At 35.9% G+C, this 24,652-nt stretch carries 25 protein-coding genes and 1 pseudogene; 3 read left to right on the forward strand and 23 right to left on the reverse strand.

Translation table 11 applies throughout. The features are described from left to right. The 13 genes and pseudogenes from ACODS7_RS19960 to ACODS7_RS20020 form a co-directional block, all read right to left on the reverse strand. Positions 1 to 748: pseudogene (locus ACODS7_RS19960) on the reverse strand (penicillin-binding protein); the annotation flags it as partial. Positions 749 to 990: 242 nt separating this feature from the next. Further along, positions 991 to 1,719 carry an NAD-dependent protein deacylase gene (locus ACODS7_RS19965; protein ID WP_016081081.1) on the reverse strand — a complete coding sequence of 243 codons (729 nt, stop codon included), beginning with the start codon at positions 1,717 to 1,719 and terminating at the stop codon, positions 991 to 993. Positions 1,720 to 1,794: 75 nt separating this feature from the next. Then, on the reverse strand, positions 1,795 to 2,442 hold the full coding sequence (gene pcp / locus ACODS7_RS19970; protein ID WP_016081080.1) for a pyroglutamyl-peptidase I: 648 nt from the start codon (positions 2,440 to 2,442) through the stop codon (positions 1,795 to 1,797). 16 nt (positions 2,443 to 2,458) lie between these two features. Further along, complete coding sequence (locus ACODS7_RS19975; RefSeq protein ID WP_001021658.1) at positions 2,459 to 3,421, reverse strand: DUF979 domain-containing protein; 963 nt, start codon at positions 3,419 to 3,421, stop codon at positions 2,459 to 2,461. Between the two features lies 1 nt (position 3,422). Beyond that, complete coding sequence (locus ACODS7_RS19980) at positions 3,423 to 4,118, reverse strand: DUF969 domain-containing protein (RefSeq protein ID WP_000593392.1); 696 nt, start codon at positions 4,116 to 4,118, stop codon at positions 3,423 to 3,425. 22 nt (positions 4,119 to 4,140) lie between these two features. Further along, positions 4,141 to 4,902, reverse strand: a complete 762-nt coding sequence (gene pxpA / locus ACODS7_RS19985; protein ID WP_243168238.1) for a 5-oxoprolinase subunit PxpA — start codon at positions 4,900 to 4,902, stop codon at positions 4,141 to 4,143. An 18-nt stretch (positions 4,903 to 4,920) separates the two neighbouring features. Next, positions 4,921 to 5,910: a 5-oxoprolinase subunit C family protein gene (locus ACODS7_RS19990; RefSeq protein WP_029442703.1), complete on the reverse strand. Its 990-nt coding sequence runs from the start codon at positions 5,908 to 5,910 to the stop codon at positions 4,921 to 4,923. Next, complete coding sequence (gene pxpB, locus ACODS7_RS19995; protein WP_029442704.1) at positions 5,901 to 6,614, reverse strand: 5-oxoprolinase subunit PxpB; 714 nt, start codon at positions 6,612 to 6,614, stop codon at positions 5,901 to 5,903. Before pxpB ends, ACODS7_RS19990 begins: the two co-directional genes overlap by 10 nt. A gap of 14 nt (positions 6,615 to 6,628) precedes the next feature. Then, positions 6,629 to 7,381, reverse strand: coding sequence for an IclR family transcriptional regulator (locus tag ACODS7_RS20000; RefSeq protein WP_000026366.1), 753 nt, complete (start codon positions 7,379 to 7,381; stop codon positions 6,629 to 6,631). 476 nt (positions 7,382 to 7,857) lie between these two features. Beyond that, entirely contained in the window at positions 7,858 to 8,691 is an 834-nt protein-coding gene (locus ACODS7_RS20005; RefSeq protein WP_029442705.1) for a DNA alkylation repair protein, read from the reverse strand. Between the two features lie 156 nt (positions 8,692 to 8,847). Next, positions 8,848 to 9,399 carry a signal peptidase I gene (gene lepB, locus ACODS7_RS20010; RefSeq protein WP_000662498.1) on the reverse strand — a complete coding sequence of 184 codons (552 nt, stop codon included), beginning with the start codon at positions 9,397 to 9,399 and terminating at the stop codon, positions 8,848 to 8,850. A 23-nt stretch (positions 9,400 to 9,422) separates the two neighbouring features. Further along, positions 9,423 to 10,100 carry a copper homeostasis protein CutC gene (locus tag ACODS7_RS20015; RefSeq protein WP_000895115.1) on the reverse strand — a complete coding sequence of 226 codons (678 nt, stop codon included), beginning with the start codon at positions 10,098 to 10,100 and terminating at the stop codon, positions 9,423 to 9,425. Positions 10,101 to 10,298: 198 nt separating this feature from the next. Beyond that, entirely contained in the window at positions 10,299 to 11,006 is a 708-nt protein-coding gene (locus ACODS7_RS20020) for an ArsR/SmtB family transcription factor (protein ID WP_048565455.1), read from the reverse strand. Between the two features lie 69 nt (positions 11,007 to 11,075). Here ACODS7_RS20020 and ACODS7_RS20025 point away from each other — a divergent pair, with 69 nt between their 5' ends. Then, on the forward strand, positions 11,076 to 11,546 hold the full coding sequence (locus ACODS7_RS20025; RefSeq protein WP_016081075.1) for a DinB family protein: 471 nt from the start codon (positions 11,076 to 11,078) through the stop codon (positions 11,544 to 11,546). Positions 11,547 to 11,761: 215 nt separating this feature from the next. Here the strand turns inward: ACODS7_RS20025 and ACODS7_RS20030 are convergent, their stop codons facing one another. From ACODS7_RS20030 to ACODS7_RS20065, 8 genes are all read right to left on the reverse strand, one after another. Then, entirely contained in the window at positions 11,762 to 12,910 is a 1,149-nt protein-coding gene (locus ACODS7_RS20030) for an acyl-CoA dehydrogenase family protein (protein ID WP_029442709.1), read from the reverse strand. A 298-nt stretch (positions 12,911 to 13,208) separates the two neighbouring features. Further along, positions 13,209 to 13,841 (reverse strand): YdcF family protein, encoded by a 633-nt coding sequence (locus tag ACODS7_RS20035; protein WP_000662218.1) that lies wholly within the window; start codon positions 13,839 to 13,841, stop codon positions 13,209 to 13,211. A 329-nt stretch (positions 13,842 to 14,170) separates the two neighbouring features. Continuing rightward, a complete protein-coding gene (locus tag ACODS7_RS20040) occupies positions 14,171 to 14,758 on the reverse strand; it encodes a GNAT family N-acetyltransferase (RefSeq protein WP_000402585.1) in 588 nt (195 codons plus the stop codon). A gap of 404 nt (positions 14,759 to 15,162) precedes the next feature. Next, positions 15,163 to 16,491 (reverse strand): YjiH family protein, encoded by a 1,329-nt coding sequence (locus ACODS7_RS20045; RefSeq protein ID WP_016081073.1) that lies wholly within the window; start codon positions 16,489 to 16,491, stop codon positions 15,163 to 15,165. Positions 16,492 to 16,602: 111 nt separating this feature from the next. Continuing rightward, the gene (locus ACODS7_RS20050) at positions 16,603 to 17,472 is read right to left on the reverse strand and encodes an aminoglycoside phosphotransferase family protein (RefSeq protein ID WP_243168239.1); all 870 of its coding nucleotides are present in this window, start codon (positions 17,470 to 17,472) and stop codon (positions 16,603 to 16,605) included. Beyond that, positions 17,473 to 17,988, reverse strand: coding sequence for a GNAT family N-acetyltransferase (locus ACODS7_RS20055; protein ID WP_029442711.1), 516 nt, complete (start codon positions 17,986 to 17,988; stop codon positions 17,473 to 17,475). A 23-nt stretch (positions 17,989 to 18,011) separates the two neighbouring features. Then, the gene (locus ACODS7_RS20060; RefSeq protein WP_029442712.1) at positions 18,012 to 18,476 is read right to left on the reverse strand and encodes a DUF2691 family protein; all 465 of its coding nucleotides are present in this window, start codon (positions 18,474 to 18,476) and stop codon (positions 18,012 to 18,014) included. A 216-nt stretch (positions 18,477 to 18,692) separates the two neighbouring features. Continuing rightward, positions 18,693 to 19,127 (reverse strand): ferritin-like domain-containing protein, encoded by a 435-nt coding sequence (locus ACODS7_RS20065; protein ID WP_243168240.1) that lies wholly within the window; start codon positions 19,125 to 19,127, stop codon positions 18,693 to 18,695. Positions 19,128 to 19,431: 304 nt separating this feature from the next. Here ACODS7_RS20065 and ACODS7_RS20070 point away from each other — a divergent pair, with 304 nt between their 5' ends. Then, complete coding sequence (locus tag ACODS7_RS20070; RefSeq protein ID WP_016081068.1) at positions 19,432 to 19,938, forward strand: GNAT family N-acetyltransferase; 507 nt, start codon at positions 19,432 to 19,434, stop codon at positions 19,936 to 19,938. A gap of 105 nt (positions 19,939 to 20,043) precedes the next feature. Here ACODS7_RS20070 and ACODS7_RS20075 read toward each other — a convergent pair whose 3' ends face one another. Next, complete coding sequence (locus ACODS7_RS20075; RefSeq protein WP_243168242.1) at positions 20,044 to 21,225, reverse strand: YhgE/Pip domain-containing protein; 1,182 nt, start codon at positions 21,223 to 21,225, stop codon at positions 20,044 to 20,046. Positions 21,226 to 21,396: 171 nt separating this feature from the next. Here ACODS7_RS20075 and ACODS7_RS20080 point away from each other — a divergent pair, with 171 nt between their 5' ends. Further along, positions 21,397 to 22,014: a TetR/AcrR family transcriptional regulator gene (locus tag ACODS7_RS20080; RefSeq protein WP_029442715.1), complete on the forward strand. Its 618-nt coding sequence runs from the start codon at positions 21,397 to 21,399 to the stop codon at positions 22,012 to 22,014. A gap of 103 nt (positions 22,015 to 22,117) precedes the next feature. On the opposite strand, the gene ACODS7_RS20085 is transcribed toward ACODS7_RS20080, so the two are convergent. Next, entirely contained in the window at positions 22,118 to 24,505 is a 2,388-nt protein-coding gene (locus tag ACODS7_RS20085) for an immune inhibitor A domain-containing protein (protein ID WP_043937173.1), read from the reverse strand. Positions 24,506 to 24,652: the final 147 nt, after the last annotated feature.

A 24,652-nucleotide genomic window follows, 5' to 3' on the forward strand; every position in this document is an offset into this window, starting at 1 on the left:
CTAGTATAGAGCGCAGTATTTTATCATTTGGGTATTCACGTTCCCAATCTACTGTCGTATCTACCCCTGGTAAACTTGCCAACCTTTCACTAACGACAGCATATTCATTTTGACTTACATCTTTTTTAACGATTTGCGGTGTCATTTTATATCCTGCATTCATTTTGCTTTTAATTACTAATACTTCTATATCTTCCTTTGAAAGCTCATTTAATTCTTCTTGCGTAATTCTTTCCCGGCGCAGTTCTTCTACTTTTTTATCTAATTCTTTTCCTTCTATTTCTTGCTTTCTAAATTTACTCTCATCTTCTTTCGTTACTTTCGCTGCTGCCCGCTTTTCATTTAACTGCATCCAAAAATCTTTCTTATCTGTCTCTGTTAACTTATCCATGTCCTCTTGCGACATTTCAATTAGCTTGGCTAAATCTCTTGCTACTTGTAAAACTTCTTTTGAGTCTACTCCTCTCATTTTCGTATATGTAACGGTTCGCAATGGTTTATTATTTACAATAACGTGACCTTGCCGATCAAACATTTTCCCTCTAGGAACGGGAGTGCTTACCGTTACATCTTCCTTTTTGTTTACTTCATTTCTATACGTTTCTCCATCAATGATTTGTACTTTACCTAATTGAATTATAATAGCTGAAAATAAAAGAAAGACAATAAAAAATAGTACATTTAACCGAAATGGAATATGAGTCTTTTTCTTTTTCGATTGTTTTTTCTGCTCCTTTTTCTGTCTCATTTCGCTCCCTCGCTTCATTCTATTAACATTTCTACGCAAAATCATTATGTATCAAATTTATTTCTATGATATATATAGAATTTTATATTAATTACTAAAGAAATAAAAGATTTAATTTTCAGTTTTTTAATTTTATAACCTATTTATTACCATTCCCCTTCATACGTCATAACATGAATTTTATTCAAACAAAAAAACTGAGGTGTTCTCTATACACCTCAGTTTTTCATAAAAATAATAACTTATTTAACCGACGATAACCCTTCAACAAACTCACCAATCTTATTTTGAAAAACAAAATCAAAGTTATATTCCTGTCCTGTTAACTCTTCATTTACTAAAATAGTTGTTGCTCCCACTTCCCTCTTTGCAATTTGCGGGAATGAAGCGACAGGCTGTACTTTTAGTGACGTTCCCATAACGATAAGCACATCTGTTTCATATAAACGTTTGATAGCATTTTGATATTGCGGCAATGTATCTCCGTATAAAACAACGTCTGGATTTAAAATGAAATTACACTTCTCACAACGCGGTACTTCATGATCAATCATATACTGTAAATCATATCCAGATTTACATTTTGGACAATGTGCTGTTTGAAGTGTTCCATGTAAATCAATGACATGCTTACTGCCACCTAATTGATGTAAACCGTCAATATTTTGCGTTAAAATCGTAATATCTTTCCCTTGTTCTTCTAGCGCAGCTAAAAAGCGATGGCCACGATTTGGTTTATATTGATGGAACGTATTAATTTGAAAAATTTCTTTATAATGCTTCCAAAATTCTTTCGGACTTCGGTTATAGTACCCTCTTGATAAGTACATCTCCACATTCGCATCAGCATACAATCCATTTGCTGAACGAAAATCTGGGATACCACTTTCCGTACTTGCACCTGCGCCTGTTAATACTGTAATTTTCTTCGCTTTTTCTAAAATTGAACGTACTTCTTCAAATTGTTGCACAAAAATCACCTCTATGTATTTTCCTATTCTTATTATACCAGTTGTTTACAGGAGGTGTTGTACGATTCGTTTTATTTAATGCGTCGTGCCCCCAACCTCTACAATATCTACCTCAACTATCGTCGTTACCTCAACTGCCAATTCTATCCCCTTACGAATAGTAGAAAGTGACATACTCGGTTGTCCTGGATAATTACTCGCTTGTTCTGGTAAGAACGGAATGTGAATGAATCCGCCTTTTATTTTCTTATCATGTTTCTCTAGTTCATGCATAAGTCCATAGAATAAGTGATTACAAACGAATGTACCTGCCGTTTGTGAAATAGATGACGGTATGCCTTCTTCGCGAAGTTTTTTTACAATTGCTTTCATCGGGAGTGTGGACCAATAGGCAGCCGGTCCTTCTTCTACAACCGGTACATCTACCGGCTGATTCCCTTCATTATCAGCAATTCTTGCATCATCAATATTAATTGCGACACGTTCTATCGTAATATCTGGTCTGCCCCCAGCTTGTCCAATGCATATAATAATTTCCGGCGCTAGTTCTTCTATATACTCTTTTAATACGCTTATTGATTTATGAAATACAGTTGGTACTTGTTTGCTTATTATCTTGTATTCTCCAATTGTTTTTTCATGCAAACCTTTTGCTACTTCCCAAGCTGGATTGATATTTTCTCCGCCAAACGGATCAAACCCTGTTAATAATACTGTTTTCATAGTTTTATCCTCCTAATTAGAAACGATATACAAGGCCGTACATAATAAACATATTTATGATAAAAATTGAAAGAGCAATTGGTACTTGTGCTTTAATAACCGCATTTTTATCCTTTAGCTCTAAAAGCATCGCAGGTACGATATTAAAGTTTGCTGCCATTGGTGTAAGCAGCGTTCCGCAATATCCAGCAAACATACCGAGTGCTGCCATAATTGCTGGGTTTCCGCCGTGCATTTGAACTATTAAAGGTAAGCCAATTCCGCCAGTAATAACAGCAAACGCTGCGAATGCATTTCCCATTACGACTGTAAATAGCATCATGCCTAAACAGTACGCCATAACAGCAACGAACGGATACTCTGTCGGTAACACTTGTCCGACTAAATCTGAAACAACTTGTCCAACGCCAGACTTCGCGAATATACCGCCAAGTGCTGCTAACATTTGTGGTAAAATTACAGCCCAGCCGACAGCTTGTAATAGTCTGCTTCCTTCTTGTACAGGCGTTGTTATTTTTGATTTTGTAATACGCATCGCCGCAACGAATGCGAGTAATGCACCAAGCGCTAATGCAACTAATGTTACTTTATCTGGATCAACAAGAGAGACATTACCCCATTTAATTTTCCCTAACGTCAACGTACCGATAATTGTAAAAATAGGAATTAAAAGTGCAGGCATAAAAATTTTATTTTTTAATTTCTCAGCATGTTTTACACGTTCTTGTACTGGAACTTCTTTCTCCTCTGATTTTGTTACTTTATTTAGTGAAGCTAAAACGACCATAGCGAGCACTATACAGCCAACGTAAAACGAAGGGATTACATTTCCGAATAAAAATGTAACTGCAAACAATGCCCAAAATAAACTAGAACCGAATCTGTTTGGATGTTCACGATCGAATGCGATACGAACAGCGATAAAAGCAACGATTATCCCTAATACATAATAGATTGTATCCATTGTGATGATGTTCATATTAAATTGCCTCCTTCTCTTCTTTTCCTTCTGCCTTCATTGTTTTCTCTATATATTTATCAAACCTTCTAAATCTAATCCAGCTTACAATAAGTGCAGATATTGCAGTTGGAATGCCCCAAAGTGCCATATCCCATACTCCGACATGCATACCTACTGAATCGAAGAATCCTTTCATTAATAAAATAGCTCCAGTTGCGATGAAAATATCTTCTCCGAAAAACCAAGCTGTATTTTCAGCAGCCGCTGCGTTTGCTTTAATCTTTTCTCTTAATTTTTCAGGAAGTTTACCGTATTTACCTTGCGCGGCCCCTTCTGCCATCGGTGCAACGAGCGGTCTTACCGTTTGTGCATGCCCACCAATATTAAGCCCTAGTGCTGCTGATGATTCTCTTATCGTAAAATATGACATTAATACTCTTCCAGTTGTTGCTCCTTTTGATTTCGTTATAAGTGCTTCTGCTCTTTCTTTTAAACCGTAACGCTCTAAAATTCCGATTACCGGTAAAGTTAATATAATTGGCATAGACATATATCTATTTTCTATGAAAAATTTGCCGAACATGCTGATCACATCATAAAAACTTAATCCTGAAACCATACCAGTAACAATACCTGCAACCATAACTACTAAAAGTGTATTTAATCTAAATAAAAAGCCCACTGCAACAAGTAGTATCCCGATTAATTTAATCATTTCTAGCACTTCCTCTCATTTTTTATTTCGGTGCACAAATAGAAACCCCATTAAGTTCGAATGTTCTGTATATTCCCCCCGCAAATTGCACTGCTTTTTCCCCATCACCGTGTAAACAAATTGTTTGCACCTGAACTGCTACTTTCTCTCCATTGACCGCATTTACATGGCCTTCTTTCACCATTTGAAGCACTTGCTTTATCGCTTCGTCTTCATCTTTTATAAGCGCATTTTCTTCTGTACGGCTCGTTAACGTACCATCTTGCTTATATGTACGATCCGCAAAAGCCTCTTGTACGAGAGTTACATTGTATTTTTCTGCAGCCTGTATAAACGCCTCGCTATTTGCTAATCCGTAAAGTAATAGATTTGGGTTAATATGATAAATTGCCTTTACGATTGCATCTGCAATTTCCGGATTAGTTGCCGCCATATTATATAGAGCGCCATGCGGTTTCACATGATGCATCTCCCCACCAGCCACTTTTACAAACCCGTCTAGTGCCCCAATTTGATATAAAACATAATCATATACTTCACTTGCTGAAACATTCATGTTTCTTCTACCAAATCCAATTAAATCTGGAAAACCAGGATGTGCCCCTATCGCTACGTTATGCTGCATTGCCTTTTCAACCGTCTTCCTCATTACAGACGGATCACCCGCATGAAAACCGCAAGCAACGTTTATAGAGGAAACGAACGGAAGAATTTCATCATCATTCCCCATTTTATAAGCGCCAAAACTTTCTCCTAAATCACAGTTTAAATCAATTGTAGTCACAATGTATTCCTCCTAATTTCAGCTTCGTAAAGCGATGAATTTCTTTAAGAGATTTATATTTACTTCTTGTTCTATGTACAATTGTTCCGCTTCTTCAAGCATAATTTTCTCAAAAGAAACATAGTCCCCCGGCTTTAGCTGGGCAAGAAGAGGTAAATCTACTGAAATGATATTTCCCATTCTCGGATAGCCACCTGTCGTTTGCCTATCTGCCATTAATATAATCGGCTGTCCACCATTAGGAACTTGAATGGTTCCAAATGTAACAGGACTCGATAAAATCTCTTTTTCTTCAATCCTATTTAAAACTTCTCCCTCAACCCTATAGCCCATACGGTCAGCATAATTAGATACCTTATACTCTTTCGTAAAAAATGCCTTTCTACTTTCTTCTGTAAATTGATCATATTCAAAGTCAGTTATGACACGAAGCTTTGGATGTTTCTTATACTTTGGTAGTACGCTGTTGCTAATTGCCCATTTCGTTTTTATTCTCGCATCTTTTTGTAAGTCTTGAATGAAACGACTCGCCATTTCTGGTTGTGCACCAATTTGGAAGTAGTTACCCTTTTTCAACATTCTTCCTTCTATACCGCCAATCGCAGCACGTATGTACGTACTTTTACTTCCCATTGTACGCTCAATATGGATGCCACCCGCAAAAGTTACATACGCTCTGCAACCACTTTTCACTTTTCCAAAACAAAGCATACTACCTTCTTCTGCTAAAATGGGCCGCCATAACGGGATACGTTCTCCATTCAATAACGGTTCCATATCTGCTCCGCCAATCGCAAGTAAAGTCGTTTTCTTTATTAACAACTTAGGTCCCATAATCGTCATTTCGAGTCCCGCTTCATTCTCTTCATTACCAACTAACATATTGATCATCCGAAGTGCACTTTGATCCATCGCCCCGCCAACTGGCACACCGTATTGTTGATAATGAGATCGTCCTAAATCTTGGACTGTTGTAAACATTCCTGCATGCAAAACTTCTACATCCATTCTTTAGCCCCCTCAAATGATACGTACTCTTCCTTCGTTATTGGGATAAATCGTAAATACATACCACTTTGAATATATGTTGGTATTTCTTCTTCTGGATTAAATAATGAAATAGGAGTTCGGCCGATAATATTCCATCCTCCTGGTGTTTCAAGCGGATATATACCTGTTTGATTTCCGCCAATACCTACTGAACCAGGAGAGATTTGTAACCGTGGTGTTTCTTTTCTAGGTGTTTCTAATTCTTTTGAAAGTCCTCCTAAATACGGGAACCCTGGTGTAAAACCTAGCATATATACAAAATATGTAGTTTCACTATGTATTCGAATCACATCTTCTACTTGTAAACCTTTATAATGCGCAACCTCTTCTAAATCAGGTCCATATTCTCCCCCGTAGCACACTGGTATAGAAATATGTTTCACATCCTGTTTCACTTCTTCTTTATAAGAATCACACAGCTCCTTTATATACTGGCGAACGTAATCATATGGCCTTTCACTTCTCTCATTTCTCTTCCATACTTCGTATACATTGTAGTAAACAGCTAATGAAGTAAACGACGGAACGCACTCAATCATTCCTGCAAACGGATGTTGCTGCAGTGCTTGAAATAACCGCTGTACTTTCTCATATATATCCATCTTAATTTCTTCACCAAATGTAACAATAATTGCTTGATCCCCTAACGCAGAAAATTTCATCCTACTCCCTCTTTCTATGCCAAAAAGCCGAGTTCTTTCGAAATGCGATGCGCTGTTTCTTTCACCTTCGCGATAAAATATGAAATGTTACTTTCGCTGTACTCAATTGCTAATCCCGAAATACTCATACCTGCTACAACCGTTCCATCACTTGCGAAAATGGGCGCTGCTATTGCGGCTGTATGATTTTCTAACTCAGAATAACTAATTGTGTAGCCTTCCTTTTTTGCCATTTGCAACACTTCTAGCAATTGTTCCTTATCCACAATTGTTCCATCTGCAAACTGTTTTAAATCCACTTCCTCTATGTATCTCCGTTTCTCTTCCTCAGAAAAATACGATAGTAAAATTCTCGGACATGCACCAGCATAAAGCGGTGCTCTTCTTCCAACCGCCGTATACACGCGTACTGGCTGAACACCTTCCATCTTTTCAACATAAATTGCGTCATTACCATCTTGAATTATTAAATTAACTGCCTGTCCTAAACTATCTCTAAGTTCTTTCATATAAGGAATTGCTATATTCCTTACTGATAATCGTTGTGAAACAAGTTGACCGAACCGTAAAAATACGACCCCTAAACGATATTTCCCCTTTTCGTTTTTTTGTAAAAACTCCATCTCTTCTAACGAGCCAATTAAACGATAAACAGATGTTTTCGGCATATTTGTAAGCTGAACCATCTCAGTTAAACTTAGCTCTTCATGCTCATAAAACAACTCTAAAATATCCATTGTCTTAACTGCCGTTTTATTTATACTCATTCTATCTCCCTTTCGTTCCGAATTACGGAACTTAAATTCCGTTTTTCGAAACAAACATATAATTTAAAATTATAAAATATTCTTTCAATTCTATCAATATTTTTTTCACGTACATAATCCGATATATTTTGTCCGCTATTAAAAAACAAAAATAATATGTGATTTATATAAAATGAAAGGCTCTTGGATGATTGAAAAAACTTTAACACGTGAAGAATGAACTATTAGTGAATGTAATTTATATTGGAGTGATTCGCTTCCTGACAGTGAATATAAAATTAACCCTAGAAATCACGACGGTTCAATTTCTAAAGTTCACATTGCTACAAAACTATTAGAATAAAAACTGCAATAAAAAAGTAAATATAAAGAGCATGTATTGATCAATACATGCTCTTCTCATAGTTATTCAAATTATTCTTTTTTAACATGATTGAATGTTCCTTCGTACAACTACCGAGTCTATTAGTTGTATATTACTTATTTTTCAAAATCGTTCTTTTAGCTTTTTTAATAATTCTACTAGTTGATTTTATGTCAGCATCCTTTTCCCATTCTTTACACAGGTTCATTACCCAATCCGGTTTAGTTTTACTTGCATCATTTAACCAGTTTCCAACCGAATCTTGTACATATTTTGATGGATCTGATTTAAGTAAATTAAGAATAGGAAGTGCTTTTTCAGGTTCTTGTTTTAATATTTCAATATGTTTACTCCATACACCTCGAGGACGAATAGATTCTACAGAGAACCTGCGAATATTCTCATCTTCACTTTTTGCCCATTCTACTAACAATTCCACACTTTCTTCTATATTTTGTGAAAGTTCTTCTCTAATAGACATCCAAGCAATTTCTCGAACACCAAAATGATGATCCGCCGCAAAAGGTCGAATGTATGTTAATGTATCTTTTAATGTGTCATTTGATTTTTTATTCATAAACGCTGCCCAACATCGTACACTATCTGAAATATGATTAGATAATTTTAACAGTACGTCTTCCTTGTTTCCATCATTCTCTTTGAGTATAATTTCATCCAATAAAGTCCCTGTTATTCGTATGACTTTCATTCCTGTTTCAACGTTCTGTTTTTCTAATTCAGCTACTATACATTCCAAACTATTCTTGAGTCCTATTGAAGGTAAGACATTTTTAAGTAGTTCAATATGATTTATAGCTAGCCATTCTGTTAGATTAACACTTTCTACTTTCCCTTGCTGTAGTAATTGTAAGACCTCTTTAGGAATTTCGTTTACTTTCCTGGCTCCTTTCCTGTTTAAGATAATTTCTGATTCTTTCTTTATCATTTAAATTCCCTCCTTGCAATACTATCTTCAAATAAACAGAGGCCATTTTGAAAAGTAATAATCAAAATGACCTCTGTCTTTCTTAATTGAACATTCAGTTTTACAAAAAAATGTAATTTAAATCCACCGGAAGAATATTTCTCCCATACTTTTTCTTTATAACGCTCTTACTTGTTCCAACGGCCAGAAAACAGCTTGTCCTTTTCCGACAATTTCATCTTCTGAAATAAAGCCAAACATGCGACCATCCTTAGAAACTTCACGATTATCCCCTAAAACAAATACTTGGCCTTCTGGCACTTTCGTTTTCCCTGTGATTTGTTCTAACGTAAAGTCTGGAGTTAATACACGGCCTACTGCTTTTTCTTTAAACTTTTTTAAATATGGTTCTTCCATCGCTTTTCCGTTTACATATAAAACATCATTTTTATACTCAACTGTATCGCCTGGCAAACCAATTACTCGTTTTACTAAATCGTATCCTTCTTTTCCGTGGAAGACGATAATATCAAAGCGATCTAATCCACTTATACTATAACCAATCTTATTCACGAGAACTCGTTCGTTATTTTTTAAAGTGGGCATCATTGATTCACCTTGTACTAAAGAAGGTGTAAATAAAACACCGCGAATAATAGCAATTAATACAAGGGTAAACCCTATCGTTTTAGCCCAAGAGAATAATTCTTTCTTCGTATTTTCCTTCATCGTTTCTCCTCTTTCTTAAGCACTTATTTTATTATTTCAACTAATTCTTGTACTAAATTAGGATCTATTTCAGAAAAACATGATTTTCCTTCTCTTACCGCTGTACCGACATGAGCTTGCGAAATTCCAGTTTCATCTAGCAATCGCTTTATATTTTCTTTCGTCACCCCAGCTCCAGCTACAAGCTGAATTTGACCATCGCTTACCTTTTGCATTTCTGTAAGCACCGGAATATTCTCTACTATATTTCCTTGTCCACCTGAAGTTAAAACGTGAGTCACTTTATGAAACTTCTTTAAAGTGTTCATTGCTTCTACTGGATTTTCTATATCATCTATCGCACGGTGGTACGTTACATTTATTCCATCTACAACAGATAGTAAGTTCGCTAATTTCCCTTCATCCACTTCATTTCGTTCATTTAATACACCTAATACAACACCAGCTACTCCTAATTTCTGAGCAACTACAATATCTTCTTTCATCATTTCAATTTCTTCTTCCGTATATGTAAAAGACTTCGCATGCGGACGAATCATAACATGAATTGGTATACTTACCGCTTCTACCGCTTTTTTTATAAAAGCATAACTCGGTGTTAAACCACCTTCTGTATAAGATGAAATTAATTCAATCCGCTTCCCGCCAGCACTTTCAATTCGTTTTACATCTTCTAAACATGTTGCAATAACCTCTAGCATGAGATGACCTCTTTTCGTGCTTTTTTCTTATTATAACATTAGTAAAAATAAGAAGCCTAGCTTTCTCCTTTAAAACTTAAAAAAGAAGAATGAAAAGAAAGATTTTTTTATTGCCAACAATTATTTGTGACATCCTATTATTCATGTACACTCCTACCATAATGAAAAAACCCGTCATTTTAACGGACTTTTCTAATTTCAAGCTTTTCTTTCCTCAGTTTTCATATCTATGCCTAATTGATCTTCCAATAACTTTACACCTTTCTTTGTAAGATGGACAGCTCGGTTCTTATCCGTTTTCGTAATCCATCCCTGTTCAAAAAGTAGTTTTGCAATCGCAGACCCTAACCAACCCGAAATATGGTAGCGCCGTTCACTCCAATCAAGGCAAGGTTTTGCAAATACCCTCCTTTTTGTATCTGCCTCATTAACATTTATTCCAAAATTCAGAAACCATTTCTTACCTTGTTCCGTTACAATGTATTCTCCATCCTCTAAAATTATAAATTGCCTATCTAGTAATTTTTCAGTTATCTCTACACCGAGTTTGCCTGCAAGATGATCATAACAAGTTCGAGCATAACGAATTTGTTTTAGTTGGCTTGATTGTTTTAAAGAGCGAACTTGAACTGTTGGTGCAATTGTCCCTAACTTTTCAAGCACTTCTGCAACTTCTTGATTAGCAAGTCGATAGTAACGATGTCTACCATGTTGTTCAACTGTAAGTAAATTCCCTTCTACTAATTTAGAAAGATGCGAACTAATTGTTGGATGTGACACTTTTGCCATATAAGCCAATTCACTAGCAGGTAGTGCCTGATTATTCATTAGACAATCTAAGATGATTGCTCTTGTAGGTTCAGCAATTAGTTTAGCTATATATGAGATATTCGGATATACATTCATATTTCGATGATACCCTAACTATTAAATTGATACAATTATTTTAAGTTTAATAGTAAAGGAGAATGTATTATGAATGCAATTGATCTTAGTATATTAAATTTAAAAGAAACGAGAAGGCGCTCAGAAAAATTATGGAATTCTCTTCCCGATAATTTTCTTAATTGGAAGCCTGATCCTGAGGCTATGTCCTTTGGTGAAATGATTCGTCACGTATGGAGCTCAACTTTTTACTATCATATGATTATAAAAAACAACGGTTCAATAAACGACATACGTATCCCGTATAATGACGAGCCAATTACTTGTGTAAAAAAAGAAATTGAATTGGCACAATCATACTTTACTGACTTCATAGAATATGTTCAATCAATAAGCATAGCCGAGCTAGATTCAAGGCTTATTGATAGAAGCGATGTTGGCTATCAACGATATTTAGGTGATATGCTATTACGAATTGCCTATCATGATGCGGTCCATACAGGTCAATTTTTACAATATTTACGAATGGTAAACTTAGAAAGACCATTAATTTGGGATTAAATACGAAAAATGTTTATACAGCCTCCAAACTGGCATTACAATAAGAATTTTTCAACAAGACACAATCAAAAAAACATGATAATCATTTATATTAAAAACCTACATCCCAACCAAGTACTTCATACACATAAAAAGCACGGGTTTGATTACTAATCAAACCCGTGCTTTCAAAACAACTATATTGTACATAGACAATAAAATTCAAGCTAAAAAACCTACGACCGAAACGCCGCATCCGCCAACATAGATAGTGTTGCATCATCCATCGGCGGATTGTGTAGTCCTGCTCTAACGTTTAAATAATAACGGTGAAGCGGATTTTTTTCTGATAAACTTTTTGCTCCTACGATGCGCATCGATTTATCCACTATGGATATCGCCGCATTTGTTACAGCATATTTCACGGCTGCTAATTCTTCTTGCAGTGATAGTTTATCTTCTGCCTCATCGTACTTTTTCGCAATTTGATATAAAAAGACACGAGCTTGCATAAGCTCAAGTTCTAATTCTCCAACTAATCTTCTAACATTCGGCAATAAACTAATAGAATGATTTAAACTATTTGGTTTGTATGATCCCGCAAATTGAACTGCATAATTTCTTGCTGATTGTGCAATTCCTAAATAACATGCTGGTATATGTAGCAACCAGCCAATACCCTTTTGTTTTACTTTTCCGCCCTTCACATCCGTAAAAAAGCGGCTTTCTATCTCTACATTTTGTAAGACAAGGTCGTGGCTAGCAGTCCCTCTCATTGCAACACTATCCCACGTTTCTTCAATAGATACACCGAGTGTATTTCTTGGAATGACAAACTCACCAACTTCTTCTTGGCCTTCAATACTCGCTGAAATAATAAAATAATTAAGTACTGGCGCCATCGTTGTAAAAGTTTTCCTTCCATTTATAACCCACTTCTCGCCTTGTTGAACCGCTATTGTTTCTGGTTTGCCGCCACGCGTCGGACTCCCTGTTTTCGGTTCTGTTGCTGCCCTGTTAAAGAGCGCACCATTACATACTTCTTCGCAAAACCATTTGAACATCTCATCATTCCAAGAGCGATTTTCCGCTAGCTCTTTCACAATGCCAAGATGCCAGCCAATCGATAATGCAGTAGCTCCGCAGCCTTCCGCGATTTTCTCTTGAAATAAAACGAAGTCATATAAAGAAATCGCACTACCACCAAATTCCTTCGGTAACGTTAATTTCGTATATCCGATATCTTTCAAATCATTTATATTTTCATACGGAAATGATCCTAATTCACTTAGCTGATGCTCCCTTTCCATGAACTTCGGAATCAATTTATTTATTTTCTCAATAATTAAAGACTGTTCTTCTGTTTCAACAAATGAGAGTGCCATACTATAATCTCCTTTATCCCGCATTAACGGGCAGTAAAACTCCCACCTAAAAATTCAGGTGAAGCAAAGGAAGTTAGGTGGGAGATCAACTGCCCGTAAACGCCCGATTGGTTCAACTAATAATCAGTGAGAAACCCACCCACTGATTAAAGTTTCACTTTATGCTCGATTCATAAACCGTTCATTTTGTCATTATGATTATATGAAGCTACCTCTCTATTGTTTCACTATTCCGATAAAAATACAATGTTTTTGACTAATAAGAAAAGTTCCTATTTAACGATAGGTTCTTTTCTTATTAGTCTCCCTTTAATGCCTTTAACGGCAACGAGGTTACATATCCAATATACGAGAATAATTCTTTAAAGAAGAATGGTATTTCTGTATCTAACGTTTTATATGCTGATGTCGGCGTTGGTGAAGCATACGCTTCAATATTAATATGTTTTGCGATTCTCATTGCGCGTTTCATATGAAGTGGATCACTTACAATCGTGTATGTTTGTATGCCGTTCTCTATTCCAACTTGCTTCGCATTTTTTAAATTTTCTTCAGTGAAAAGGGATTTAGTTTCAATTAAAATATCTTCCTCTTTTACACCTTGTTTCATTGCATATACTCTTGCAGTACGTGCTTCCTCAAGTTCTGCCTCGAACTTTGTACCACCTGTAAAAATAATCTTTTTAATATTTCCGTTCCTATATAAAGAAATCGCATGATTAATTCTTTCTTTAAATACAGGAGATGGTTTTCCGTTCCATGAAGCTGCTCCTAGTACGATACCAGCATCCGTTTTCACGTCATCATTTGCTTTAAAACGATAACTCCAAATATCGTAAGCTGCATAACTTACATATAAAATAGCAGAACAAATCATTAGTAAAAATACTTGAAAGATTCGTCTTTTCTTACTCTTCTTATTTTCTTTCATTTGTAATTGCCTCCGTACATCATCCATACTTCTATAAAAAACATTTATATCAAATCGTTTTGTTTGAGTTTATTTAAAAGAAGGAACTTTACTTGTTATTTATGTATAAAAGGGTTTTCATTTAAAATTGAGGATTATCAATTCATTTTCATTTGCGGTTTTCATTACATTTTTTAAATTCATAAGTTTATTACCATACAACTACATTGTAACGAATTTTTTCTCAGAAGGGAACGATGAAACAAAAGGAATTAAAATAAAGTAGCATTTTGTAAGAAAAAAGGTATATTTTTCATGCCTCACGAACAATATACCTTTCAAAACACGAATTATAACTTTTCTTTATACAACTCTAATTTTTCTAACAATTGTTCTTTTACGCCTGGCCATTCACTCGAGATAATACTGTACACCACCGCATCTCTCACATAACCATTCGGTAATTTTCTTTCATTTCTAAGCACACCCTCTTTTACTGCGCCTAACCTTTCAATTGCTCGTTGTGCTTTTTCATTTCTTGCATCCGTCTTAATTTGCACTCTCAGCATATGCAATTTTTCAAAAGCATACTGAAGAAGCATATACTTACACTCTGTATTTATACTCGTACGTTGCACACTCGGATGATACCATGTTTGCCCTAACTCAACTGTCTTATCTTCTACTGAAATATTATATAAACGTGTACTTCCTACAATCTTATTCGACTGTTGATCTACGACTATGAAAGGTATTTGAGTACCTCTTCCGTAACCCTTTATCGCTTTTTGAACGTATTGTTGCATATCTTGCACACTATCCATTTTAGAGATTAAATACGCCCAAATATCCCGATTTCCTTCTACAATCGAAAACAAAGTTTCGACATCAGTATTATCCATTAACCGCAACTTTGCTCTTTCGTGAATAATTTCCATTTTTAAGCCCCCTTTGTTGTTACTATATCATATAAAATAAAAACGTTTTATAATAATAAAAGAATATAATTGAAAGAATCATTTTTCGAATATACTCTGCATATCTAGGGTGGGATAGATCATCGATAAACATTAATATCGCAATTATAAAAAAAGAAAATTCTGGTAAATCCCAATAAATTCTATATAATAATAAACGGGAGGGGATAAAAATGCTAGATCAAATTACTTGGGGAACGCCAGGCAGCTTATTATGCTTAGGATTCTTTTTTGCAGGACTAGGAATCTTCTTGAGAAGCATTACGTCATATACGAAAAATAAATAAAAATACCCCGCTTTTAATCAAAAGAAGCCTTCCTTTTACAGAAGGCTTCTTTTGTTATAGATTTATCTTTTTAAAACTTTAAAGCAACAAATAAGCAATCGGTGTAATAATCAGTAACGTTAATATCGTTCTTTGTACATAGAGAATAATAAGTTCCGATACTTTTAACGGAATATCTGTCGATAATATACAAGGAATGGAAGCGGAGAAAAACAGTATAGATGATACGGAAACAACTGCAATGACAAACTTTGTCACAAGTGGTGCACTTACTACTAATAATGACGGTAAAAACATTTCTGCAATACCAACTGATGCAGCTTTAGCAGCTAAGTCTGCTTCCGGTAATTGTAATAGCCATGTAAACGGATAGAAAATATAACTGATCCAATCAAATATTGGCGTGAACTTCGCTAAGACGATACCAATTAATCCTACTGACATAATAGTTGGTAAAATTCCCATCGTCATAATAAATCCGTCTTTTAAATTCACTGCAATATTGTTCATAATGCTCGGTGCAGACTTTGATACTTCTAACGCATCCTCCCAAGCACGTTCTAGCATTTTTTCTTTATAAACAGGCTCTGGAAATCCTTCTTCTGTTACATATGTATCTGGTTTTCTACTAAGGGGCGGGATTCTTACGGTGATAGCAGTCACGATGAATGTTACAACAAGCGTAGTCCAAAAATAAACATTCCATAAATGCATAATATCTAATGTTTTTGCGATGATGATCATAAATGTAGCGGATACTGTAGAAAATCCTGTAGCGATAATTGCTGCTTCTTTTGTCGTATACTTTCCTTCTTTATACACACGATTCGTAATAAGAAGGGCAAGCGAATAACTTCCAACGAAGGAAGCAACTGCATCAATCGCCGATCTCCCTGGCGTATTCCATAATGGCCTCATAATCGGACGGCAAAATGTACCGATAAATTCAAGCAATCCATATCCAACTAATAACGCTAAAAATGCCGAACCAATTGGAACGAGCAAACTTACTGATATGACTAGCTTCTCATACAAAAACGGCCCAACATCTGGCGCAAAGAACCAAGCTGGTCCTACTTTTAAACAATATAATATGCCAAAAACAACGCCAACTACTTTTAAAATAGAAAAACAAATGTCTACGATAGATGCATTCCATTTCTTCGTATAAAATGGATAAATCGCACCAATCGCCATAACAAACAATGCATAATAAGGTACTACGCCTGGAACGGAAGCCCTGATCCACGATACGATATGATCAATCATAATAGACGATGCACCGTTTATCGTAACAGGAACGAAAAACATAAACACTCCAACAAGACTAGCAAGTATAAACCGAAGAATAATCCCCTTCTCTCGCCCTGTCTTAATTACATTACTCTTTAATTCAATTTCACTCAAAATTCGACACCTCCTATTATCTAAATATTCTGTATAATAATGTTGTATTCCTTCTTTCCATTTCTACTATTTAATCATATGAAAAAGCCTATTTTAAAATAGGCTTTTCTATTACCTCTCATAATCATCCACAAGCACTTGAATGATACGATAAGATTCTTCTGCTACTTTTTCATTACTACCCCTATTCGCATCATATGTAATTAACGCCTTCCAAAGTGCCCATCCTCTCGCTCTATTCCACGTTTCTTCATCCATGCGTAATACTTCTTTAAATACATTTCTACTATTTTCATCAAAAAACGTCCAAGCCATCGCTGCATCACAAGCAGGATCTCCTACGCCTAAAATACCAAAATCAATTACAGCACAAAGTTTTCCATCTTTAACGAGTAAATTACCCGGCGCTACATCTCCATGCACCCAAACTGGTTCACGATCCCATGTTGAACTAAGTGCTAAATTCCAAAGATGCTTTAATAATGCCTCGTCAAAAACATCCTTATTATTTTCAATAGCAGCTCTCGCCTCTTCATCATATACCGATCCCCTGTAAAAATTATGTGCTCCAGCTAAAGGGCCGTTACTCGCATCAATAGATTGTAATTCTACTAAAAACGATCCTAAGTCCGCCGCAAATTCACTTAAGTCACGAACATTTTCTTTCGTAACTGTATCCCCTTCTATCCACTTATTAATAGACCAAGGCCATGGATACGCTTCAGACGAATTCCCTTTCGCAATCGGTGTAGAAATCGGTAAAGAAAGCCCCTTACTTAATATAGGGAGCCAACTATTTTCTTTCTCTACTTGCGGTGCATATGCCACATCACTTGGCAATCTTACACTCATCTCATCCCCTAAGTGAAACGTCCTATTATCATGCCCACTAAACTTTACAGGTTTCACTTCTAAATGGGCCCATTCAGGAAACTGTTCCTGTATTAACTTTTCAACTAAACTTACGTTAATTGGATGCATTCACATTCTCCTTTTCTTTTGAAACTTACTAAGCCCATCCGTACTCCCAACATATTCAAACTCATTTTTCTTATAAAAATCATTCAACGTACGATTATGCCCCACGCAATCTAACTTCAAATACTCTTTGTCATGTTGTACATTCTCTTCTACCCACCGTAAAATCCATTCTCCTATTCCATTTCCCTTATACTTCCGTTTCACCGCAAATCGATGAATGTATAAAGAATTAGAAACTTCCTCCTTACCAAAAATACGCTCATCCCATTCATTTTGTTTAGGAGAAACTGTAACCGTACCAACTATTTCAGCTTCTTTCAGAACAACATATGTACATTTTTCTCTTATACATTCTAGTATTTCAGCCGTAGCTTCCTCTCCTAAAAGATACTGCCACTGATCCACTTCTTTATATTGTAGCCATTGTGCTACCTCTTTTAATAAAAGGATAATACTATCACTTTCATTTTCAGTAGCAATTCGAATTGCATATTCTTTACTTATATTTCTCTCCATATTGCCTTTCCCCTTTCAAATTGCTACCATACTGACAAACGCGTTCTACCATCGTTTTCGTCTGTAACGTATTCAACATAAAAACCTTGATTCCGTGCGTTTTCATACATCAATTCAATCGCTTTTTGATCTTTCGCATAAATTTGTATGTATTGAGCATCCACCGCTAATACAACTACCTCACACTTGCTTTCCTTAAACTCTTCGTATGTTTCAATATCTATCGCTATTTCTCCTTTAGGATATGCTTTTAAATCTGCAAAAATAAGATAATATACGTTGTCTTTAACTAATTTTTTCAACGCTAACCCTTCCACTACACTTGGTTCTTCTGGAAATAATGCCTCATCCAATTCACCACGTGCTATTAAATAGGACTCTTCATTCCTCACTCGCCAATCAAATACAGCAATATCAATAGGCTTTAACACTTTCCAAAGTACATTGCTGTATTCATTTGGAATATCTACAAAAACCCCTCTTTTCATATGTCTACTCCTAACTTATTCATTTTCGTTTCATACATTATATATCGAATTTAATTACTATATTTTGTCGATACATATGTACATCATAAAAAAACCGCTCCACTACTAGCGAAACGGTTTCCTTCTGCTTACATTTAAATATTTCATTCAATTGTTTCACTGCGTTTTAAAATATTTTTTAATATCTTCACCACATCAGTCGTTCATTCTTAATGCTCACTTCGACTTCACGAAGTAATATAAAAACCATACCGCATGATTTTGTTCATCCGCAGCTATTCTCCGTAACAACTCTTTCAAATGTGCATCCGATGTCTCATCTGAAATTTCCAAATAAAAATCTACTGTCTTTTGTTCATCTTGTATAGCGAACTCTAATCCTTGTAAATACGTATTTGGGCAGTTTTCAGTAATTTGTGGTTTCGGCTGCCTGCCAGTTAAGTTCATATAAATTTGTACAAAGTTGTGGAAATGCTTTATTTCATCATTACGAATTTCAAGAATTTGTTTTTGTTCTACTTGATTTGGAGCCATATTCGCTAATTTTGCATAGCAGCTTATAGCGCTATACTCTCCATTTATAGCTTTTTCAATATCACTAATCAACTTATCATTTTGTCTATACCAATCATAATAATTCGGATTATACATCGTATCCCTCCATACTTTTAACATTTTATGCATTTAGAAATAGTAGGAGCCTGTATATATAACGGGACGGCTTTAGATTGAAAGTAAAGTTTAAGAAAAGGGTCTATTTTGCAAAGGAATTGCTTATTCATAAAGTGAAACTATAATCAGTGGGGATTTTACTACACGGCAAATAGCGGATAAAATATCACTATTTTTTGTACGCTGTTGCTATAAATTCGCGAATGAATCAGGTTTCCAACCAGATGTGGTGTTGAGATGCGAAGCTATTATGAATCCAGTCATATAACTAGGAGGTACCACTATGCCATCTTTATTTAAACCTATGGCCTTCCAGCTGAAAACCGAAAGACTTGAGCTTAGTATGTGGGAGGAATCCGATTCCGTTTGGCTGAGCAAATTAATTGGCGAACGTGGTGTGGACATTCCAGCCGTTGATTCCGTTCGTAGCCGGCTTATTGAGATGCGCAAAAAGGCAGACGAAAATGGCATTTCCCTTCTCACTATTCGGAGGAGAGACGAAGGCGATTTCATCGGATACTGCGGCTTAATTATCGGTCGTTCCACACTTGAAGAGCCGGAGATTGCATACGAGTTGTTCCGCAGCGCCCATGGTAAAGGTTATGCAACTGAGGCGGCATCCGTTGTACTGGACGCTGCGATTGCTACTGGGCGCCACAAACTTTGGTCGACTGTAGGCGCTTGGAATATCGCTTCCCTCCGGGTACTAGAAAAGATAGGATTTAAGCGTCATCACAGTACGTGGGATGATGAACGTGGTGAGATTGTTTGGAACGTACGCGATCTTTAGAGATTCCGACTTAATTCTAAGGCGACAACAGCAGATACTCATTCTTCAGCTTTTAGATTTCATCACAAAAAAGCCGTTTCACTAATTTTAGTGAAACGGCTTTTTTTAAGCGTTCAATTCTGTTTTATGCCCTTTTACTACACTACGTTTGAATGCAGTTGCTAATATAGTAACCATACTTACTATACCAATCCAAACGAGTACAGTAACAGGTGTATTCCAGCTTAACCCTTTTCCGAAGAAGAAGATTTCTCTTAGGCCTTCAATCATAAATTTCATTGGTAACCATGAGTAAACCCAGTCTTGATAAAACGGAGACAACATCTCAGGTGCTAACGATAATAACGGCGCCCCGAAGAATAGTAATAAAGCGAATAAACCGATTCCTTTTAGCCCAACTAATGAAAGTACCGCAGATATCATTAAGAAGAAACTAAAAGAAGTAATGGATAAGAATAGAGCTGTATCCGTGAAGTTCGAAATATTTAATCCTACCATCCCATCTGCAATCCATGTAAGACCAAATCCAATTACAAGTGTCGCAATAGCTCCTGTTACGATTTGTTTTACTTTTAACAGAAAGTTTTCTTTTCTTGAGCTTACTGGCATTTTACTAATCGCAATAAAAATAATCGCTGCACTAGCTAAACTTGCAATCCATAACGGCTGGAACAATGATATTGGTGAGTTACCGTTCGCACTATTTTTGCCAACCTCATTTACATTTTTCACGTTCTTTACAATAGATGTTACTAATTTCGCAGCTTGATCTGTTGTTACAGTAGCTCCTTTTGCTTTCAACCCTTCTAATATTTGCGTACGAACATTATTGTTCATATTATCAACCACGCCATTTAATATTTGTCCTGCCATAGTTGATGCAGCCGTATTCATTCCTTGATTAATATATATTTCTATCTCGGGTGAAGATGGCTGTGGCGTTCGTAACGATGCTTGTTTTGCGCTAAATTCTTTCGGAATGACTAACGCTGCATAATACTCTTTATTATTTAACCCTTTTTGAACTGCTTCCTTATTTTTCACTTCTACCCACTTTACCGCAGGTTCTTCATCTGATTTCGATGATTTTTTCACCATATCAACAATTGTTTGCCCCATATTCATTTTCGATTGATTCGGAATTTCTATACCTTGATCCTCATTTACAATTGCAATTGGCAAGTTTTTCGGCTGCGGTTGAACAGTTGGAAATAACGTTAATGAAAAAATAAAAACAACAAGTAGTGCAATAACTGGTGATAACAATAAAAGTTTATTTTTAAACATCTTCTTTTCTCCTCCTTTAATTTGATTTATAATAATCAACAACGTGTTGTTTATTTATATTTTGAATTATATGTTCGAGTTGAACCTTATACAATAATCAAAAATCGTGAATGTGTCGGTTATAAGACACATTTTCTAAATGTGTTGAGTAAAATTAAGGAGGGACATGCGTTGCGCGATAGTAATTTAGATTTGCGTGTTATTCGTACGAAAACTGCCATACGAAATGCATTGGTGGAGCTAATTGAAGAAAAGGGTTTTGACGCCATTACAGTGAAAGATATTACAACGAAAGCAAATATTAATCGCGGTACTTTTTATGCGCACTATCAAGATAAATTTGATTTAATGACAAAATGCCAAGAAGACATTATGTACGAGTTTTCTAACATTGCTAAACAGAAATTCCCGGAAGTTATTGCTGACCTTGGAACAAATCCTTCTCCAACAATGCCATTTATACTTATCACTTCTATTCTTGAATTTCTAAATGAAAATAGTGATTTTATGAAAGCTGTACTAAGTCCGAAAGGCGATTTATCTTTCCAAACAAAACTGAAAGACTTTATGTGGAAAACATTATTTGAAGATACGAATGGTCCTCTCATTAATAAGGAGAATTTACTTGTTCCAAGCGAATACTTAACTTCTTATATGGCATCTGCACATATAGGTGTCATCCAGCAATGGTTAAATAATGGACAAAAAGAAACACCTGAGGAAATTGCTCGCTTTTTATCAACTATTGCAGTTCATGGACCTTTTTATGCAGCTGGCTTAAAGAAATAAGCCAGCTTGCTAGTAATTTCTATTATTTTATTAATAACTTGAAATTTATATTTCTGTAAAAAAAAGCTGTTGAAAGGACTCCCCTTCAACAGCTTCTACATTATTAACGATATAAACGAACTGCACCTGCAGAATTATCATCTGCTTGTCCAACTACTTCAAATTTCAATCCAAATTTCGGTAATTTACGTCCTGCATCTGGGATTAAATCATTTATATACAATTTAGAATCATCAAACTTCGTTACACCTGGTAATCCTTTGTAATCATATGTTCCACGTGTTGGAGATACGACTTTCCATGCTGGCGTTTGGTTAAGGGAGAACGCAGCATCTGCGATTTGGAATCGTGTACTATTTTTAACAGTTGGTTTTCCGTTTAGCGTTCCAACAATTGCCTCTGGGTGAGAGTCAACAACTCCTAAGAAACCTTCACCTGGATGTAAACCAACCCAATTATCTGTAAAGCTAGAGTCTGCATACCATACTAGAAGACCTGTATTATACGGTACACCACTGCTATATTTTAACGCTTGATCAGCACCAGCATAGTTTCTCCACTCTAAATAGTAGTTATGCTTCTTTTTATCAAAACCGTCTGATACAACGAAACCATTTAATTTAAATTTCGTTTCTCCTTCTGCATCATCAGAGAACACAACATTTCCATTTACAGTTAATGTAGCATTATCAAAAGTAAAACCAGTCGGTGCTAAACCACCATCTGTAATATATTCAAATACTAATTTTACTTTTTGGCCTTTGAATTTGCTTAAGTCATAAGACTTATCTACCCATTTACCATCTGTTGTGTCTAGACCATTTTTTACATTCTTTTCACCAATTCGATCCACTAACGTTTTTGTACCATCTTCTTTCACTGCATGTACTTCAAGGAAGTCATAATCCGTTTCGATTTCATACATTGATTTGTAATCAAACTTCGCATTTGTTGCATTTGTTAAATCAAACACTGGCGTTTCTAATGTTGTATGAAGGTTATCACCTTTTGTACTATAGTAGTACTTCTTACCGAATGCAGGCTGAATACCTTTCACCTCTTTATCTGGTAAGTTAACACGAATCAGACCAGGACGATTTGATTTCGTTACACTTTGATCTAAATACGTCGCATAGCCAATACCACGATTTAATTTATTATAGTCAACCTCTACAATATTGGCCCAGTTTCCACCTATGTTCTTTTGAAAGAACTCTTTGTTTTGCGGAGAGAAACTCGGTGGCGTTGTTCCTGCAATCTTACCAGCCCAGCTACCGCCACTCATAACAGACCAGGAGTTAATTGGCTCACCTGCTCCTGTGTACTTCGTATCATACTCATCTGGAAGACCTAAATCATGACCAAATTCATGTGCGAATACACCAACCGCTCCGTCTTCTGGCTCAATTGTGTAGTCGTATGCTGCCATCTTACCGCCCCAGTTATCAACTTTTGCTTTTGTTCCTTCAATTGGATATGGTGTTCCAAGGTGCCAACGATGTGACCAAATTGCATCATCACCTAGTCTACCACCACCTCCATCTTGCCCAACTCCAGCGTGAATGACCATTAAGTGATCGATTAGACCATCTGGTTCATTTTTATTGCCATTACCATTATTGTCATATTGATCGTATTCGTCAAATTCAGATAAATCAATACCGCTTTCTACAGCCGCATTTAATGCCTCTTTTACAAAATCACGAGGTCCTTTCGGTCCCATATTATCATGACCGCCATCTCCTGCATCTGCGCCATAATCTGCCGCATTACCAGGAACTGTCAACCACTTTGTTACTGTGCCATCTACTGTATAACTACCACCAGATTGCTCTTCATAATATTGTTTAAATGTTGGTACTTTTGAACCATCAAAAAGTGTAAATGGCTCATTACCAAATAACATTTTTTGATAATGTTCTGGATTAAAATCATTTGAATACATATAACCTGGTACTTGATCAATATTGTTATGCTTAAAGTCAGCAAACTCTACTAGCAATACGAGAACTTTATCTTTACGAACATCACCGTTATATTGTTTTTGCTTCGCTGAAGTAGTTGGTACTTTGCCGTTTAATCCCCCTTTAACCGGCTCTTGTCCCGCTACTGGACCACTAGCAGGTTGATCTGCTTTTTCTTTCTCATCTGCTTTTGCATCTTTAACTTTTTTCAAAAAGTCAGCAGCTTCTCTCGTAACACTATCCCCTGCTGCTGGTTCTTTTCCCGCATTTTCTCCTTTTTTCTTCTCTACGTATTTTTCAACAGCTTTTAATGTGTCTTCTTTCGACGTAGATTCACTAATTACACCGCGTTTCTTGAGCGCATCTGCTAAACGCTCCTCTTGAATTAAATTTTCATCAATCGGACTTAAAGTTCCTCCATTAGACGGCGTTGCCGCATAAACAGATTGACCCCCATACCCAAATGTGCAACTAAGCACAGCTGCCGCCGCAAGCGTAGACAGCACTTTAAAAGGCTTTTTCTTCATCCCTATTCCTCCCCAATATAAAATACGATACAACGTTTATATAATAATGAAAATTCAGACAATTAACAAGATGTTGTCTGAATTTGTAATATTTTTGAAAATATTCTTTAGTTCAAATTGATATACATTCTGATTCAACAATGTTCC

Source organism: Bacillus sp. FG16, assembly GCF_057809515.1.

Excerpts from the sequence above, each read along its gene's own strand:
- pcp (WP_016081080.1), bottom strand. The coding sequence starts at position 2,442 with ATGAAAACAGTATTATTAACAGGGTTTGATCCGTTTGGCGGAGAAAAT.
- ACODS7_RS19975 (WP_001021658.1), bottom strand. The coding sequence starts at position 3,421 with ATGAACATCATCACAATGGATACAATCTATTATGTATTAGGGATAATC.
- ACODS7_RS19980 (WP_000593392.1), bottom strand. The coding sequence starts at position 4,118 with ATGATTAAATTAATCGGGATACTACTTGTTGCAGTGGGCTTTTTATTT.
- ACODS7_RS19990 (WP_029442703.1), bottom strand. The coding sequence starts at position 5,910 with ATGGATGTAGAAGTTTTGCATGCAGGAATGTTTACAACAGTCCAAGAT.
- pxpB (WP_029442704.1), bottom strand. The coding sequence starts at position 6,614 with ATGAAATTTTCTGCGTTAGGGGATCAAGCAATTATTGTTACATTTGGT.
- ACODS7_RS20000 (WP_000026366.1), bottom strand. The coding sequence starts at position 7,381 with ATGAGTATAAATAAAACGGCAGTTAAGACAATGGATATTTTAGAGTTG.
- ACODS7_RS20005 (WP_029442705.1), bottom strand. The coding sequence starts at position 8,691 with ATGATAAAGAAAGAATCAGAAATTATCTTAAACAGGAAAGGAGCCAGG.
- lepB (WP_000662498.1), bottom strand. The coding sequence starts at position 9,399 with ATGAAGGAAAATACGAAGAAAGAATTATTCTCTTGGGCTAAAACGATA.
- ACODS7_RS20015 (WP_000895115.1), bottom strand. The coding sequence starts at position 10,100 with ATGCTAGAGGTTATTGCAACATGTTTAGAAGATGTAAAACGAATTGAA.
- ACODS7_RS20020 (WP_048565455.1), bottom strand. The coding sequence starts at position 11,006 with ATGAATGTATATCCGAATATCTCATATATAGCTAAACTAATTGCTGAA.
- ACODS7_RS20025 (WP_016081075.1), top strand. The coding sequence starts at position 11,076 with ATGAATGCAATTGATCTTAGTATATTAAATTTAAAAGAAACGAGAAGG.
- ACODS7_RS20030 (WP_029442709.1), bottom strand. The coding sequence starts at position 12,910 with ATGGCACTCTCATTTGTTGAAACAGAAGAACAGTCTTTAATTATTGAG.
- ACODS7_RS20035 (WP_000662218.1), bottom strand. The coding sequence starts at position 13,841 with ATGAAAGAAAATAAGAAGAGTAAGAAAAGACGAATCTTTCAAGTATTT.
- ACODS7_RS20040 (WP_000402585.1), bottom strand. The coding sequence starts at position 14,758 with ATGGAAATTATTCACGAAAGAGCAAAGTTGCGGTTAATGGATAATACT.
- ACODS7_RS20050 (WP_243168239.1), bottom strand. The coding sequence starts at position 17,472 with ATGCATCCAATTAACGTAAGTTTAGTTGAAAAGTTAATACAGGAACAG.
- ACODS7_RS20055 (WP_029442711.1), bottom strand. The coding sequence starts at position 17,988 with ATGGAGAGAAATATAAGTAAAGAATATGCAATTCGAATTGCTACTGAA.
- ACODS7_RS20060 (WP_029442712.1), bottom strand. The coding sequence starts at position 18,476 with ATGAAAAGAGGGGTTTTTGTAGATATTCCAAATGAATACAGCAATGTA.
- ACODS7_RS20065 (WP_243168240.1), bottom strand. The coding sequence starts at position 19,127 with ATGTATAATCCGAATTATTATGATTGGTATAGACAAAATGATAAGTTG.
- ACODS7_RS20070 (WP_016081068.1), top strand. The coding sequence starts at position 19,432 with ATGCCATCTTTATTTAAACCTATGGCCTTCCAGCTGAAAACCGAAAGA.
- ACODS7_RS20075 (WP_243168242.1), bottom strand. The coding sequence starts at position 21,225 with ATGTTTAAAAATAAACTTTTATTGTTATCACCAGTTATTGCACTACTT.
- ACODS7_RS20085 (WP_043937173.1), bottom strand. The coding sequence starts at position 24,505 with ATGAAGAAAAAGCCTTTTAAAGTGCTGTCTACGCTTGCGGCGGCAGCT.